Source organism: Eudoraea sp., assembly GCF_039969275.1.
Taxonomy (GTDB): domain Bacteria; phylum Bacteroidota; class Bacteroidia; order Flavobacteriales; family Flavobacteriaceae; genus Eudoraea.
The window spans coordinates 375,092-390,849 of the sequence record NZ_JBDVOC010000014.1; the positions used below are offsets into that span (position 1 = coordinate 375,092).

Here is a 15,758-nt window from a genome sequence, read left to right on the forward strand (position 1 = left end):
ATCAATTCTTTTAAGAAATTATAGTAAACGTTCTTCATCGAGCATCTCGATGTTCTGGATTTTCCAGCTTCCATCTTTGGGGATTATCCAGATAATAGCCCGATATCGATTTTGGCGATAATGCATGTGCCCGAAGTGGCTTACAGATCCATTGATGGTCCAGGTGGTTTCAATACCATATTGGTTTACCTCCCCTGAAATAACATTATGAATCTTAATGACATCCACATCATCTACCTTAGCACTGGCACCTCCACGATTCTCAATTTCAAGCCCTTTTCTTTGCTCAATATATATTTGAACAAGCTGATCACCAATCACTGAAATAGCGAGTCGGTCATACACTGCTTCCTCATTTCGGTAGTCAAAAGAACGATATACATTCGTGAGCAGTCCATCTATAATTCTTGTGCTTCTTTCTACAGATGGCTTCCACTGGTTAATTAAGCTAATATTCATTGAAAATCTTATGAAAGGATAAATGACCAATGCAATCCCTACAAGAATTATTGAAGTCATTCTATATTTCCTTCCAGATATTATCCAAAGAACAATCGCAATAATGAATAATACGAATGAGACAACGGGTAGCTTTGGTTTTTCAATAGCAATTTCTTCCACTTTGGGCACCTCATAGCCACTCAACGATTGTTCCCATTGCAGCAGATTGTCTTCAGCTGTGATTATGTAGGTAGCGCCTCCAAAAGGATCGACAGTTGTTGCTTCTAAACGCCCCATATCCTCTGTAAACAAATCCCAATTGATTGAAATGTCTTTTGCCAAGGTTTCAGTTTCATATACGAGCGTTATTCCTATGATACCATCTTCGAGGCCTTCCCTGACGGGCTCAGGTCGGATAAAGACGCCAGTCTGTCCTAAGGTCACAAAGTCAATAAGTGTCAAGACAGGCGTAACTTCCTTGCCATCTATCAGGGTTCGATTGTTTCCTTTAAACAGTTCCAGGGCTTGTTGCTTAATCAATTCCTGTTCTTCCTCGGGTATACTGCCCGTCCACGATTCTTCCATTCCAATCAACTCCAAAGCGGTTCCTGCATTGACTAGTATTTCATGCCTGACTTCAAAGGGTTCCACCGAAAGGTAGCTCATAATCGGTGTTGTTAACTGTGTGGCAGCCTGAGGCCGGTTGGCCGTTGATTGTGCAATCTGGCTTTTTGGTAAAGAGTTTTGAACGACATTTGTCTCTGTTTGAAATTCAATAACCCCCGTATCTCCTGGCAGAACTTTTTGATTAAATATCCCAATCGCTAATGCCACGGAAAATATTCCTGCAGTATAAATAATAGGTTTGTATGACGTTTTTCTATTATTCAGGGTTTCAAAGATGGGAAATAACAGAAGAGCAGACCCAAATTGAACCACATCTACTGCTATGTCGAACATAAATACCGCAATTGTCTTCTGATATACATCCAAATTAAGGTCTGCCAGTTCCATGTTTGCCGACAACCCATGAAGCAACCCCAGGAGCAGTAGCAACCATGAGACATAGTTGAAATGTTTATTCCTGGAAGCTGAGATTGAGAACATCAGTACCAGAAGTAAAATCAAAATCTCTATAAAAATGAAGTCAAAACCCGGTATTCCAAATTCAATCAGGAACAAAGAAAGACCCTGCCCAAAGGCATACCATAAAAGGTTAATAAATACCAACCTTCCGGGAAGTATAAGAAAAAGAGCAACAACAAGAAGAATATGTATAAAGCCAAATCCTATATGTTGTAATCCAAGGATAAAGCTTTCGCTGCTAATTTCCAGATCAGTTTTTTCTGCTTGTATAAGTACGCTCATGGGAATTTGAATCCCCTCGAGCGAGCGCTTGAAAAATCCCCGTTCCAAAGTACCATCCTTCCACTGAACCGTGAGGCTGACTCCATTGCGTGCCCATGGTAACAAGATTTTGTCCTTGTAGTTTAGTTCTTCTCCAGAGGTTGAGGCTGTTACCCTGGCAACAATCCACCCTGCATTCTCAGAATACTCCATTTGAGAAACTGTGAACCGGTCTGGGAAGATCGGGGCTTTAATGGCCCAAAGCACCGCCTGAATTGCATCAATTTCAAAAACATAAGTATTATCAGAAACCTGAATTAAACGGGCGGAGGTAATGCCAGTGTCATCTGCATGAGCTTTGGGGATACATACTATTAAAAACAAAAAGAAGACAAGGATTGATGGTGAGATTCTGGCTATACAAATAAAAGGTACTTTCCATATAGGGTTCTTCATATTCCTCTGTTGCATTACATTGCTAATCCTGATTATACTTTTATTGTGCTTAAGAACCCTAATTCTCTATAACTACCACGTACCTGGCCATCAGACCTTCAATATATTGTTCTTCCAGTTCAGTTTTCTTTTGTGCCATCCATTCATCTCTGAGGAAATCCCTGACCATAGTATAATCCGGCAGCTCATTTATTTCATGATTGTGTACAAAGACAAGGTGAGTGCCGTAGCCTGAAAGCACTGGTCCATGCCATTTCCCAGCCTCAAGCTCAAATACCGATTTTGTAAAGCCCGTGCCAAATTGCCGCCTTATTTCCATTTCTGTCTTATTCGGGAAATATTTTGGCAACATGAATGCATCACCAATAGCTGAAAAATTGCCGTTTGGATCATTCTGTAAGTTCAAGCTGTTTAGTGCTGCATTTGCATCATCAAGTGTTGCATCTCCTCTCTTGTCCGGATCAAAAAATATTTGGGTAATAGTAACTGTTTCCGGATTTCTAAATTCTTCCTTATGATCCTCATAATATTTTACCAAATCCGCTTCAGAAGGTTGTGGCGACTGGATCATACCGGCCCCTAAAAGTTCAACCTGTTGGGCCAGACGTCTCCTGGTGACCCGGTCCTGCTTGTCCAGGCCCATTTCAATGGCTGTTCTGTATAAGACTTTTTCCCTGACTTCCCCATTGATCATCCCTTCCCTTTCCTGAGCTGTTGGCGGTCGATTCCATCTCATTTCCCAGCTTTGTTCTAGCATTTGAATTTCATCATTATTTACCACTATAACATGTTTGTCACGATTCAAATAATTATTGAACGACTGGTAGGTGACAAACAGCAGTGAGCCGATAAGCAGGAAGTGAAATACCGGTTCCTTTAAAATGGATTTTATCTTATTCATAAACGTTTTTGTACAAATACTTAATCAATGAATTCTTTTGTACAATCCCGGATAAAAAACTGCCTTCTTTATCTTATCCGGAGTAGGTGTATACCAGATTGGTGACGACCATGCCCGCTCTTGTATTGAAGCTGGTATTCCTTCAGGAATCTCAATGCCCAATTCTTTTGCATCGTAAGTGGACCAGCGTGGTGTAGGTATTTCTATAACTCTTACATAATATACAGCATGTTGGGAAGGATCGAAATCAGGATCTGTCCATACAGCGCTTAATTGTGAGTCACCAATTGTGTTAGTATAAGTCGCGTTTTTTACGTCGACTGTATTACCAACGGGAGGTAGTTTACCAGCTGGTATTGTGTGATAATTTGTAGATACATTAACACCATCCGTGCTAACTATCTTGATCTTCTCACCTTTAGCACTTGCGGGTTTGCGATCGTCGGACCAGGCGACGTCATACACTTTTTCCCAGCCATAGCCAGCGGCATACCATCCTTTAACAATCTGTACCCGATCGAGATTGCCACTTTCAGGATCCTTTAATGCCCAAACTACAAAAGTAGGAGCTTTTGCCGTGGTTGACATTGCTGGAAGATCTCCTCCCATCGGAACACCTTTCTGATAGGCTTGTTTTATCATGTCCTCATCATCCAGCATATCGCTGGTATAATCCCAGCCGCCAAAAAATCTTAAACGAATAAAGGTACCCGATGTACCATATGATTCTTTTCTTTTAATTCCATCAAAAATTCCTTCACGGGTATTTTCATCTGCCCATACGGCTGTTGTTCCCGGTGTACCAAACAAGATTGCTGATTCTCCAGCTGTTTGTGCAGCACCTGAAAGACGTCTTGCCGGTGAGTCATCATTTACACCATGTACACCTGTGTAATTGAATTCTTCGTTATCAGAAAATGCCGTATGCGCATCTGCTCCTGAAACGATCCCGTATTTAAATGGATTAGCACCAATCGCTTCCTGAAAGCCAACTCCCCTGATCAGGCCCTGACGAACATAACTGTTATCTACCTGTCCTGTCTGACCTCCTGTGCCCAATAAATGCTTAAACATTTCAAAGTCAGCAAACTCATCGTTTGGTGATAATGCCGGGTGTGTCTCTGATTGTCCCTTAGTTTGAATAATTTCTGTAGCTACTTCATTGAGCTGTCTTCTCTTTGCCCAGCCTGGGGTGATTTCTCCCATATTCGAAGTCCATGGAGCATACATCATACTATTGCTAACATTTCCATTGTGAGGGATAGCAAATACGTCATGACCCATCTTGCGCTGCATTTCCAGGTAGGTCCAAAGATCCTCCGGTCTGTCGGAATCAAATTGAGAAAATACCTCATCCGGCCCTTCTGAATCTCTGAAGAATACATTTCTATGTAGATTTTGCCCTTGCGGAATAGAAGTCCACTCAAAGGCAATCAGCGTAGTAAATTTACCAGGTTCATAGTGCTTATTGGTAATTTCTTTCTGCTTTTCCCAGGCAGATTTCTGAAGACTCATATCATCCATGCCTGGAGGCGATTGCCCTTTTTGAGCATAACCCATGATATATCCGAAAGCCTTGTCTAAAGCCTCAGGAGTACCCTGAGAAATTAGTTTTGCAACCTCTGTCTTTGCCAGGGGGCTGTCGGGGTCTAATGTCAATGGCAAAAGGCCTAACCACAACGCATGATCAGTAGTAGCTCCCCAATCATAGGGCGTTTTCTTTTGAACTGTCACCCCTTCTTCTTCATAACCTAATCCCTTTTTTACTATGGGTTTTCCCTTAAGGAAATTATAGGCATCGTCCTGACTATTCCGGACACCCATTGAAAATGCATCCGGAGAGTCCTGGGTATGCAAATGTTGTTCTCCAAAAAATACATCCCGATCCCATGGATTTTTTTCCTGTCCATAGGAGATACCGATAGAAAGGAGTAATAGTATAAGCAATGATATAGACTGTCTGTTTTTCATGAGTTTATGAGTTCAATTTATGTCGTTACCTATTTTACTTTTTTTCTGGTGAATACCAAATCGGCGATGACCACGCCCGTTCCTGAATGCTGGCAGGAACATCCTTTGGTGGTTCAACGCCCAGTTTCACAGCGTCATACGTTGACCATCTGGGTGTCGGGATCTCAAGAACGCGCACATAGTAAACTGCCTTCATTTTTGGATCAAAATCAGGATCTGTCCAAACAGCGCTTAGCTGAGAATCTCCAATGGAATTTTTATAGCTAGCTTTCTTTACATCTACTGTATTTCCAACCGGAGGTAATTTTCCTGTTGTAGCATCAATGGCACGGTCATCTGACCAAACTACTTCATAAATCTTTTCACGTGGATAACTTGTGACGGGATCCGCCCATCCTTTAATAATTTGAACCCGGTCTAAATTTCCACTTTCAGGGTCTTTTAGTGCCCAAACCGCAAATGTCGGTGCTTCAGCTGAAGCAGGTTTCTGTTTCAGGTCCTGCCCCATTGGCACGCCAGCTTCATAGGCTTTCTTTACAAAATCAGCATCAATGGTCAGGTTATCATCATAATCCCAGCCACCAAAGAAACGCAGTCTGATTAAGGTTCCGGATGTTCCATAGGTCTCCTTGCTTTTCATGGCATCAAAAATACCCTCCCGGGTATTTTCAGTTGCCCAAACAGCTGTTGTACCTGCAGAGCTTACCGCATACCCTTTGTCACCAGAAGCATTGGGAACTGGCGAAAGTCTCTTTTCAATCGTATCATCCTGGTTTCCATGAGCCCCTTTCCAATCAAATTCCTCATTGCCCTGGTAGCCAGAGTGTACATCGGCACCGGCCACTATACCCATTTTATATGGATTATAGCCTACTTCGTCTTCAATTCGCATACCTACAACAAGGCCCTGGCGCGCAAATGCTCCTGAAGTGATCTTTGCAGGAACGCCCAGATTTATCAAGTTGGGAAATTGTTCGAAATCAGCAAATTCATCATTGGGAGAAAGTAGCGGGTGTGCTTCTGATCCACCTTTGGTCTGAAACATCTCAAATAAAGGTTCATTCTCCTGCTGCCGTCTTGCGTAACGTGCATCAATCTTTCCTCCATCTGTCCCAACTTTCCCCTGGAATTTCCGATCGGAAAACATCCAGCCGTTCGACACATTGCTGTTGTGGGGAATCGCAAAACACTGGATGCCCTGATTACGCTGGATTTCCAGGTAGGTCCATAGATCCTCCGGTTCGATGGAATTAAAGGACGAAAATGGCACCACAGGAGGCGTTTCCCGAAAAAACACATTTCTGTGCATATTACGACCATCTGGGATGGACGTCCACTCAAAACCATAAAGAGTAGTGAACTCCCCGGGTTTGTTATATTTATCTGCAACAGCTACGAATTTTGTCCAATTTGATAAAAGCAGCTCAGGAGTAACAAATTGCTCGAGGGGTGAATTTGAAACCAAAGATCCAATTAACATAGATACAGCTGCCTTAGCGGCATCCGGATCTGTTTTGCCTTTGGCAAGTTGCTTCGCCAAATCTGTTTTTGATAGCGGACTTTCTGGATTCACGAGGTCCTTCAGTACTCCGAAGTATTCTGAATGATCCGTTATTGTCACAAAGTCGTAAGGTGTTCTGCGTTTCAGCTTTTCCCCTGTGGTAGAAAGCTCTATTTCTTCGCCCATTGCAAACCGGTAAGCATCATCCCAAGTTGCAGAGACACCAACTGTGAAAGCGTCAAAAGAATTACGGGTGTGCATGTGCTCTTCACCAAAGTACACGTTCTTTAGTGGATTGGGGCCATTTTCTCCATTGCCCGGCTCTCCATTAGTTTGGGCTATTGAACTGTACCCAAACATAATACTAATTAATACAATTTGAATTATTTTTTTCATGACCTCTAATTTATATGGTGTCTGGGAACTTTTTTCTTGTTTTACCTATATCATAAATTTTATTTAATCAGCTTGTTAAATGCTTTCATAATGGCCTTATAATCTTCTTCTGTTGAGTTTGCTTTAGCGGTAATAATAAATACCGAAAAGCCCTTATATAGTGTAATCCGCTGTTCGTTCAGTTGTTCGCCTATGGCAATAATTTTCTCCCTGCTTAGGTTTTTATCTATTAAGGCTTCACTTTCATTCACATTTATACTTTCATATGATTCATGAATTTGATTATAGGTTGCTTCATATATAGCTAACCCTTCTAATAGATTTGCTCTTCTATCCTGATCTGCAACATTTTGCACTATAGCAGTTTCCTGTTCACGGAAAGCATTCTTGTCGTCCTTCTTCGCTTTCTTTCGCTGCGCCTTCTCCTCCTCTTTAGTTTCTGCGCTAGATGCTTTTTTCATTATGGCATCCCATTCATCATCCGTGATTTTTTCCTGAAGTGCCAGCCGTGATTCAAGAGTTGTCTCCTGCAGCTTAACCCTTTCTTGCATACGCTTGTCAAAAAAGTCAAGATAATAATCCTCGTTAATACCCCGCTCAAGGTTCTTTGTTTTTAGTACCTTGAAGTCCTTATTTCTAACCTTGTAAAATTCCTTAACAACTTTAGTATAGGCTTTAAGTTCAGCCTGTAACTCTTTCTTGCGGTCTTTATCCACAATTTCCTTTTTTACACCTTCTTCTATTTTGTCGATGTAGTAATAATCAAGTGAGCCTCCTCCGAAGAGCATGGCAAATAATGTGGCGATTCCAACTATCATAATTATTTATATTTAGTTAAGTAATGTGCCTTATTTTAAGTAATGTGTCTTATTTAAATATACGAAATATTGTTAAATTAAATTTGCATTTTAAACCTTTTTTTTCCTAATAATATCTCCATATAGCGAGAGCTCCAATCAGGCATTCATCGTAATTAATCCCAGACTCAGTTGCAAAGAGTACCAGGAGAAAATCCTGGCACTCTTGCTGTAAGTCTTCATTATCTACACACAGATTTTCATCACAAAAGAGACTGGCATTAAAATTACTATCAATCTGCTTCAGTAACCTTCACTAACCATTCCTGCCTAGTTGTTCCATCTTCAGCAGTGACGAAAATGGTGACCCAATCAAAGTAATTGTAGGGAGTACCACTTGCCGGAACAGATGTAGCACCTGGGGAAAGTGTATAGGTTGGAGTTAATATACCCAAATAAGTACCATTGGCCACTTCAACAGTGATTTCATGCTTGATACCATTAATCACAGCATCACCGGTCTGTTCAGGAACTTCAAATGTAAGAATGTCCGTTTCTGAACTAATAGTACCCCCAGGAGCCTCATTAACTGTGACTGTCCAATCCTGGGTGGTTGTACCATCTTCGGCTGTCACTGCAATAGTGACCGGGCTGCTATAATTACCAGCCGTACCACTTACTGGATTAGATGTAGCACCAGGGGACAGAAGGAATGTAGGTGTCAGGTTTGTCAGATCTGTTCCATTTACTACCTCGATGTCTACTGTATGGGTGAAATCGTTAATGTCAGCCAGGGATGTTTGTTCATTCAATAGAAAGAGCAGGATATCAGTGGCGTCACCGCCTGGCGCCTCCGTTACATTCACTGCCCAATCCTGGGTGGTCGTGCCATCTTGAGCCGTTACGGTAATGGTGAATTCACTGCTATAGTCAGAAGTTGTACCACTTTCTGGAGAGGAGGTTGCTCCGTCAGACAAGGTCCAAATAGGTGTGAGGTCAGTTAAATCAGTACCGTTCTCTACCTCAATGGCAATGGTGTGAGCAATGTCGTTAATTATTGCATTTCCCGTTTCCTCCGCTATGTTAAATGCCAGGATATCTGTGTCATTACCAGGATCTGCTATGCTGGCATTCACGGTCCATTCCTGGGTAGTAGTACCGTCTTCGGCAGTGACAGTAATGATGAATGGACTGCTATAGTCATCGAATGAGCCGGAGAGTGGTACTGAGGTTGCTCCTTCAGACATGCTCCAATAAGGATAGAGGTCCGTTAAATCCTGGTCATTCTTCACAACCAAATCGATTGTATGGTTAACAGCATCGATAACCGCAGGTTGCTGCTCATGAGCATAGTTGAACGTCAGGATATCTGTTCCATCACCCTGGCCAGTCGCTACGGATACAGTTACTGTCCAATCTTGTGAGGTTGTTCCGTCTTCGGCTGTAACTGTGATGATAACAGGATTGGTATAATCTCCCTCTGTTTCACTTACAGGATCTGATGTTGCTCCTTCGGAAATGGTGAATGTTGGAGCAAGACTTGTTACATCGGTCCCTTCAGCAACTTCGATAGTCACGGTGTGATCATCACTATTAATGTCTGCTGCCGATGTTTGTCCCGGCATTGTGAAGGTAAGGATATCAGTGGTACTAGCAGGAGCTTCGGTCACATTCACGGTCCATTCCTTGGTGGTTGTACCGTCTTCGGCCGTAACCGTGATGGTTACTGCACTGCTGTAATCGCCTGAAGTTCCACTTGCAGGAGAGGCTGAAGCCCCTGCAGAAACTGTAAAGGCAGGAGATAGACTCGACAAATCCGTGCCGTTTTCGACTTCAATTTCCACTGTCGCAGCGGAGGCATTAAGGGTAGCCGGGCCTGTCTGATCCGTCAGGGTAAAAGTCAGGATATTTGCTTCAGTGGATAGAACTGGCGCCGGCGGCGGGGGCGGATCATCGTCACTACAGGAAAAAACAAGTCCTGTCAATAATAATAGTGTAAAAAATTTCTTGATTTTCATGATAAAAGTTTTAGTGTTAATTGAATAATTATTCAATTTATTTAAGGTTAATTTTTAACTTAATTTTCAGTATAATATTACCCAAGATTTAATACAAAAATGTAGTGATTATGGCACTCTTACTATGATATCTATCATGTATTATGATAATAATCATGCTTTTCCCAATAAACCTTCTGTGCAAATCAAAAGTGAACGCTGCTTATCATTAATTTGGCTACAAGTACGGAAACTGTATTATTTTCTTTTGATCGTGTTTCAGTAATTCGCATTCCTCCTAATTTTTCGGACCAGTTATTGTTTAAACGACCGTATACCTTTAATTTATAAATAGCTGGTTTTATAAAACTGAATTCATTTTCTTTCTCAACTTTCATCTTCTAATATTTTAAAGCAAATCTCTGTAACGTGCTTAGAGAAAAAATAGTTGCTAACAGGGGATTGGCAAACCTCATAAAGTGGTAGATTTTATGCGGTTTAGTTATGGTTGCGCTATTTTTTATTTAATTTATGGTCATTAAATACAGTTTGTCGCATGTGCTTCTATCGATGTTTGGTGTTTTTTATTCTGGTAATGACTCCTTTTCCAAGAATGCTTTTTGGCTAAGACTCGCTTCAGCATAAAAAAGGAAAAGGAATTAAGGCTTTAATTGATACTATGTTTATTGACGGGGATAAAAGTCATATGTCTATCCGTGCTCTTGCCAATTTTAAAGATGATAATTTCAAATTAAGCAACTCCGAAAACACCTTATTATATACTCCCAATAATCCAGGTGGCGTAGGAGTTGGATTTGCATCTTCAAAGCTGGTTCTTGATCTGATCCTGAATATAAAATCGAATAAGGAGGAAGTTACTGATCGGTTTGATGTACAGGGTAATATTCTGTTAAAGCAGGAATATTTCGTTTTTCAGATACAGCACTATAAGGGCTTTAACGTAAGGAATACTTCTATTAATGACCCGGGTATTTTCAGAAGGGACATAAGTTCATTCGTAACTTCTCTGAGTTACCTGCATATATTTAATTCAGAGGTACAGCCCTTCAATCATATCCAAACAGGAGTGAACAATAATCCAAAAAGTGACGGCAGTTTTCTTGCAGGTTCTTATTTCAATTATCATAGAGTAAAGGGAGATTCAACTATTGTTACAGAATCATCTAAAGATCTTTTCAATGATGAGGCGCAAATAGTGGATGTGGAAAAATTTGCGGTAGGCATTTCCGGAGGATATGCCTATTTTCTAAAACTCTCAAAAAAATTCCATGTACTTGCTGTACTTACTCCCGGTTTCGGAATTCATTTTTCAAATATCCAGACAGAAACAATCCGCTACAAGGCTGATGAACCATGGGAGATGTTTGCCTATGCAAACATAGTTTTGGGTTATAATACTCCTAAGTTTTATATGGAATTTCATGCCGAAAATGTATTGGATTTTTGGACACTTGGTTATGGAAATAAGGGGTCCATGAATTCCAGTAAACTAAAATTTGTGTTTGGATGGAAATTTGTAAAATCAAAAGTAAAAGAAAGATAAAAAACGGCAAGTTAACTAGTTAAAACATAACATCAGGTGTTTAAATCCAAGGTTTAGAAAATAAGTATGATTGATGAGTAAGAATCCCAAATTATTCATTTGGTTCAAACCTTCAATTGAAATTTAAAAGTATTTTAATATTAATAAAGCACATACGATCTGAAAATAGAGATGCCTTAAAGCTGATGCTTCATTTAAAATGGAACAAAGCAGGGTGGATTGCTAAAATCACGGAAAGAAATACTCAATTTTGTATAAAAATATGGCAAAATCAAGTAAGAGATAACCGATTGCCCCAGGTCTTTAGTATCAACCTCAAAACAAAACTTTAGACAGTAATAGCCCAAAAAATATTCAGCAAAATCAGAAGTCTATTCATTCAACATTCCTTGGTACAAATCAAACATTGGGGCATCGTTGATATGAACTAACCCTGATGTGCTATCAAGATCAATGATGGTCACAATAACTATTCCCAAAGCGAGAGCTAATACAAGGATTATATGCCAATTTATTTGTTTCTTTTTACCAAAAATACAACCTACCCCAAACATTGAAATCCCGATCAGAAAAAAGAATGAAATCCAAATGAATGTAGGAATTCGATAAGATAGGGCTGCGGTTGTTCTTTTGGTTTGATCGTCGAACATTTCATTTACCGCTTCAATAAATAAAGCATTGAAAATATCATTGCGGGGTTCATTTTTTGATAGTTCGTTAACATGGAACCATATTTTAGTTTCAATTTTATTGGATTGGGGAATTACTTCCAGAATTTTTTCGGTCTGTTTTCCCGCTTCAACCCTAAGCCTGACATATTCCAGCAATAAATCTTTTACTTCAGAGCTTCGTGGTTCACTGATAAATCCGGCTCTTAACCAGGTTGTTCCAATAGCATTCACTTCCTGAAGAAGATAGTCTTTCCTGGCATCAAAACGTGCTAATGTAATATTGAAGGTAAAGGCAAGAATTAACGAAACTAATCCAAGTATTGCCCCAACTACTGAGTTCAAATGACCGAATTCAGTACTCTTCTTACGGCTTTCTTTTCTTGAACGAACAAATACTACACCAATCCAGGTAGATAACAAAATAAACCCGATTAGACAAAAGAAAATAATCCACAGGGGAAGGAAATCAAACAACTGAAAGTTGCTCATTATCTTAAAACTTAAGTTCATTTTGCAATATGTTTTTACTAAGATAAGCTATCATATCTCTATTTATCAAACTACAAACCCTTTTTCTTTAACTTTTGCTACCAGGCTGATTCTGTTCTTTACCTCCAACTTCTGAAACATATGGTAAATGTGTTTCTTAATGGTTTCCTCAGAATTGAAAAGTCTTTCAGCAATTTCCCGGTTGCGCATGCCTTCCGCTACATAATGTAATATTTTTGTGAGAACAAGGGTTACTATTCTCCATTTAGAAGTCCAAATCGATATCCATGACAGAATGGCTCAATACATTTTACCCGTTAATATAATATTGAGGTATATGAAATTTGCAGGCTTAAATACTCAAGTTATCAAATTTCAATTTACAAAAATTTTTATCCCTTTTTAGGGCTGCTTTCCCTTCTTCAATCTGTTACTTTTGGTAAAATAAGTAGATGAGCAGGAAGTTTATTGTTTTGGGTGTTTAGTTTAAAGGCCGATCCTCTAAAGTTAAAGCGGAACTATCTGTTTATAAAGAAACCACTTAGCAAAACTTTGGTTCCCCAAAATACTTTAGTAAATTCATAAAGTTTATCTTTCAACTGAATAGATTAAAATTTAAACCAAAATGAAATTATTTCAAGGGATTAGGCAGCAATTGATTCAGGAAAAAAACGTAAAAAATTACCTGCTATATGCCATTGGTGAAATACTGCTAGTGATGATTGGCATAACTCTTGCCTTTCAAGCAGATAATTGGAATGAAGACAGGGTTAAAAAAAATGCAGAGATAAAAACCTATGAAAATATCAGAAACCAAATACTTGGAGATAAAGAACTAATTCAGAATCAGACAGGTTATAACAATCGCTATATGGTGCAGTTTGAATATGCCAAAGAAATTATTTTGACCAATGACCACACCAAAATGGATACCCTGGGCATTATAGCTACAAAACTTGCCAATTATTCCGATTTTGATCGTGAAGGCAATATTTATGAGACTTTGGTAAACAGTGGGAAAATACAATTATTGCGCAACCAAAGGATTATCAACAAGGTTAGAATCCTGGAACAACGCTATAATTATATTAACAGAATGGAAAATATTCATTACGATGTGATGATGAACTTCGCCGCCCCCAATATAACTTCAGCCGTAAATTTTGCTTCCGCTGAAGTCGTTGACCCGGACCTTGTCTTTTCCAACGAATTTCAAAACCTTGTGATTTTATTGATCAGGGTTATGAAAGAAAAAAATCAGACCTATAGTTCAGCTATAACAGAAATAAACGATATCCTGGCTTTAATTGATGAGGAGCTTGCAAAAGATTAATTTTTATGACACTATAAAGAAAGTTAAAAGCAAATCTGCACCGGCTTTCTGCTTTTGATAATCGTTCTTATTTAACCCTGCTGCGGTTAAGTATATTTCTCTCGAATTTTTTGTCATCCTCTAAAATTTTGTAAAACCCTTCAATAAATTCACGGGCTGTCGATAGCTGTTGTGGATCCTGAAAGTAGGTCTTAAGGCTATCTATGGTCCCGAATATTTGATCTTTATGCTCCAAATAGGTTTTACGCACTTCTTGAAATAGCGCTTCATCACGTTCGTAGCCTTTATAGGCACGCTGTGTAACATAGTCTATTTTAGTGGGGATATTCTGGATGTTTGAGACTGTGGCATAATGGGTATTAACCAGTCCCGACATATCAAAATCATAGGGAATCGCAATAATTTTATCATCTATGAACAAAAGCCGTTGATTGTGTTGAACTCTTGTGGAATAGTCGGTGTTACCTATCATATATTCAAAAAATGAATTTTCTACCGCATAGGTAGCATCATGTTGTAGCGGATGAATAACCCTTTTAATTTGCTTTCCATGTACACGGTCTGCTACATTATCTATGTCTTCGATTAGGAACCCTTGTATTTGATGCTTCTTTATTCGCTGTCCTTTCTCTTCAAGGAATTCAAGCTCCAATAATCTGGTTTTGAAATGATAGGGTGAAATATCTTCATATAATTTGTAGGCCAAATATTCCTTTATAACATAGTCATTACCATTTCTACCCTCCAGGCAGGGTAAGACAACCTTAAGTTTTTTGTTCCCTTGAAAGAGGGTTCCTTTTGCTTCAGATTTTCTTAGTTTGATCCGCAATGGGACGTAGTAACAGTTATTCCGTCTGAAATTACCCCTGGCTCTGAGTTTTATATCTATTGAATCCCATACTGTATTTGCATCCTTGTACCATAACACTGATGTTACATACGTGCTGTCGTTGGTATTCTCCCTGAGGTTTTTAGTAGAGAATTTTAGTTTTAAAGGCAGCTGTTCCTGATTTTTAAATAACTCTGTAGTTTCTTCAAAACTTTCGTTATAAGCCTGCTGGGGAAACATGAAATGGCCAGTTGACAAATAAAGCAGGAGAAAGATAAGTGTTGTATGGCTTTTCATATTTCCATTTTCGGCCTTCTTAAATATAATCATTTAAATTTCAATATTATTTGGTTTTGCAGTTCCCTGGCTAATTGTTTAAAATTCTAAAAAGAAAATAACTGCATTCCCTTAATATTTTATCGGCTACTTCCATTACAAAAATTATTATTGCTAACTTTCTGGCTTAAATCAACCTAATAATCAACATTATGAGAATTTTATTTTTTTATCTGTGTTTTGCTCTTATTTTATTGGGATGCAAAACTGAAGTTGACAATTCTGCCAACGAGGCTTTTGAAGCAAATTCAAAAACGGTATTGGCTAATCTGGATGGGTTTCAAAATGAAAATTTGGACTACTCAATGTATGCAAAAGAATTTACCATGCTCGAAACTACCTTTGGAGCTGAAAAAGAATCCATCACCCTGGATGAAATGAAAGCAAGCGACAAGCAAATGTGGGAAACTTTGGATTTTAAAATGTTAACTGATCCGCCCGTTTTATTGCCTGGAGTTAATGCGGATACCAGAATGCCAGATGGTTCCGTTCGCCATTACAGCGTCTGGGAAGTGACAATGCCTGCGACAGATTCAACCGAAGCCAAAACCGGCGTTATTAATTTATATGAGTCTTTCGATTTTGACGCCGAGGGTAAAATCTTAACGCAACAGGTTTACGGAGATTTCACCGGATTGATGATGTATCTAAGCAGCAATAATTAATTTTATCTTGTTTAAAAAAATGAACAAGCCTTCATAAGACAATGAAGGCTTGTTTTTTTAATCC

General features: G+C 39.3%; 12 protein-coding genes. 3 read left to right on the plus strand and 9 right to left on the minus strand.

Going from position 1 to position 15,758, the window contains the following annotated elements:
* Positions 1 to 18: 18 nt before the first annotated feature.
* The 7 genes from ABJH90_RS13840 to ABJH90_RS13870 all read right to left on the minus strand — a co-directional run bounded on the left by ABJH90_RS13840 (position 19) and on the right by ABJH90_RS13870 (position 10,205).
* Positions 19 to 2,244, minus strand: a complete 2,226-nt coding sequence (locus ABJH90_RS13840; protein WP_348141099.1) for a HupE/UreJ family protein — start codon at positions 2,242 to 2,244, stop codon at positions 19 to 21.
* 58 nt (positions 2,245 to 2,302) lie between these two features.
* Positions 2,303 to 3,145, minus strand: coding sequence for a peptidylprolyl isomerase (locus ABJH90_RS13845; RefSeq protein ID WP_348141097.1), 843 nt, complete (start codon positions 3,143 to 3,145; stop codon positions 2,303 to 2,305).
* 24 nt (positions 3,146 to 3,169) lie between these two features.
* On the minus strand, positions 3,170 to 5,116 hold the full coding sequence (locus tag ABJH90_RS13850) for a DUF3604 domain-containing protein (protein WP_348141095.1): 1,947 nt from the start codon (positions 5,114 to 5,116) through the stop codon (positions 3,170 to 3,172).
* 34 nt (positions 5,117 to 5,150) lie between these two features.
* Positions 5,151 to 7,013, minus strand: coding sequence for a DUF3604 domain-containing protein (locus tag ABJH90_RS13855; RefSeq protein ID WP_348141093.1), 1,863 nt, complete (start codon positions 7,011 to 7,013; stop codon positions 5,151 to 5,153).
* 59 nt (positions 7,014 to 7,072) lie between these two features.
* Complete coding sequence (locus ABJH90_RS13860) at positions 7,073 to 7,831, minus strand: hypothetical protein (RefSeq protein ID WP_348141091.1); 759 nt, start codon at positions 7,829 to 7,831, stop codon at positions 7,073 to 7,075.
* A gap of 272 nt (positions 7,832 to 8,103) precedes the next feature.
* A complete protein-coding gene (locus ABJH90_RS13865) occupies positions 8,104 to 9,828 on the minus strand; it encodes a hypothetical protein (RefSeq protein WP_348141089.1) in 1,725 nt (574 codons plus the stop codon).
* A 185-nt stretch (positions 9,829 to 10,013) separates the two neighbouring features.
* A complete protein-coding gene (locus ABJH90_RS13870) occupies positions 10,014 to 10,205 on the minus strand; it encodes a hypothetical protein (RefSeq protein WP_348141087.1) in 192 nt (63 codons plus the stop codon).
* 281 nt (positions 10,206 to 10,486) lie between these two features.
* Between ABJH90_RS13870 and ABJH90_RS13875 the strand changes: the two genes are divergently transcribed.
* Positions 10,487 to 11,371 carry a DUF4421 family protein gene (locus ABJH90_RS13875; protein WP_348141085.1) on the plus strand — a complete coding sequence of 295 codons (885 nt, stop codon included), beginning with the start codon at positions 10,487 to 10,489 and terminating at the stop codon, positions 11,369 to 11,371.
* 371 nt (positions 11,372 to 11,742) lie between these two features.
* Here ABJH90_RS13875 and ABJH90_RS13880 read toward each other — a convergent pair whose 3' ends face one another.
* On the minus strand, positions 11,743 to 12,552 hold the full coding sequence (locus ABJH90_RS13880) for a hypothetical protein (protein WP_348141083.1): 810 nt from the start codon (positions 12,550 to 12,552) through the stop codon (positions 11,743 to 11,745).
* A 604-nt stretch (positions 12,553 to 13,156) separates the two neighbouring features.
* On the opposite strand from ABJH90_RS13880, the gene ABJH90_RS13885 reads away from it, so the two are divergent.
* The gene (locus tag ABJH90_RS13885; protein ID WP_348141081.1) at positions 13,157 to 13,864 is read left to right on the plus strand and encodes a DUF6090 family protein; all 708 of its coding nucleotides are present in this window, start codon (positions 13,157 to 13,159) and stop codon (positions 13,862 to 13,864) included.
* Between the two features lie 67 nt (positions 13,865 to 13,931).
* On the opposite strand, the gene ABJH90_RS13890 is transcribed toward ABJH90_RS13885, so the two are convergent.
* Positions 13,932 to 15,023, minus strand: a complete 1,092-nt coding sequence (locus ABJH90_RS13890) for a hypothetical protein (protein ID WP_348141079.1) — start codon at positions 15,021 to 15,023, stop codon at positions 13,932 to 13,934.
* Between the two features lie 158 nt (positions 15,024 to 15,181).
* Between ABJH90_RS13890 and ABJH90_RS13895 the strand changes: the two genes are divergently transcribed.
* The gene (locus tag ABJH90_RS13895; protein WP_348141077.1) at positions 15,182 to 15,694 is read left to right on the plus strand and encodes a hypothetical protein; all 513 of its coding nucleotides are present in this window, start codon (positions 15,182 to 15,184) and stop codon (positions 15,692 to 15,694) included.
* Positions 15,695 to 15,758 lie beyond the last annotated feature (64 nt).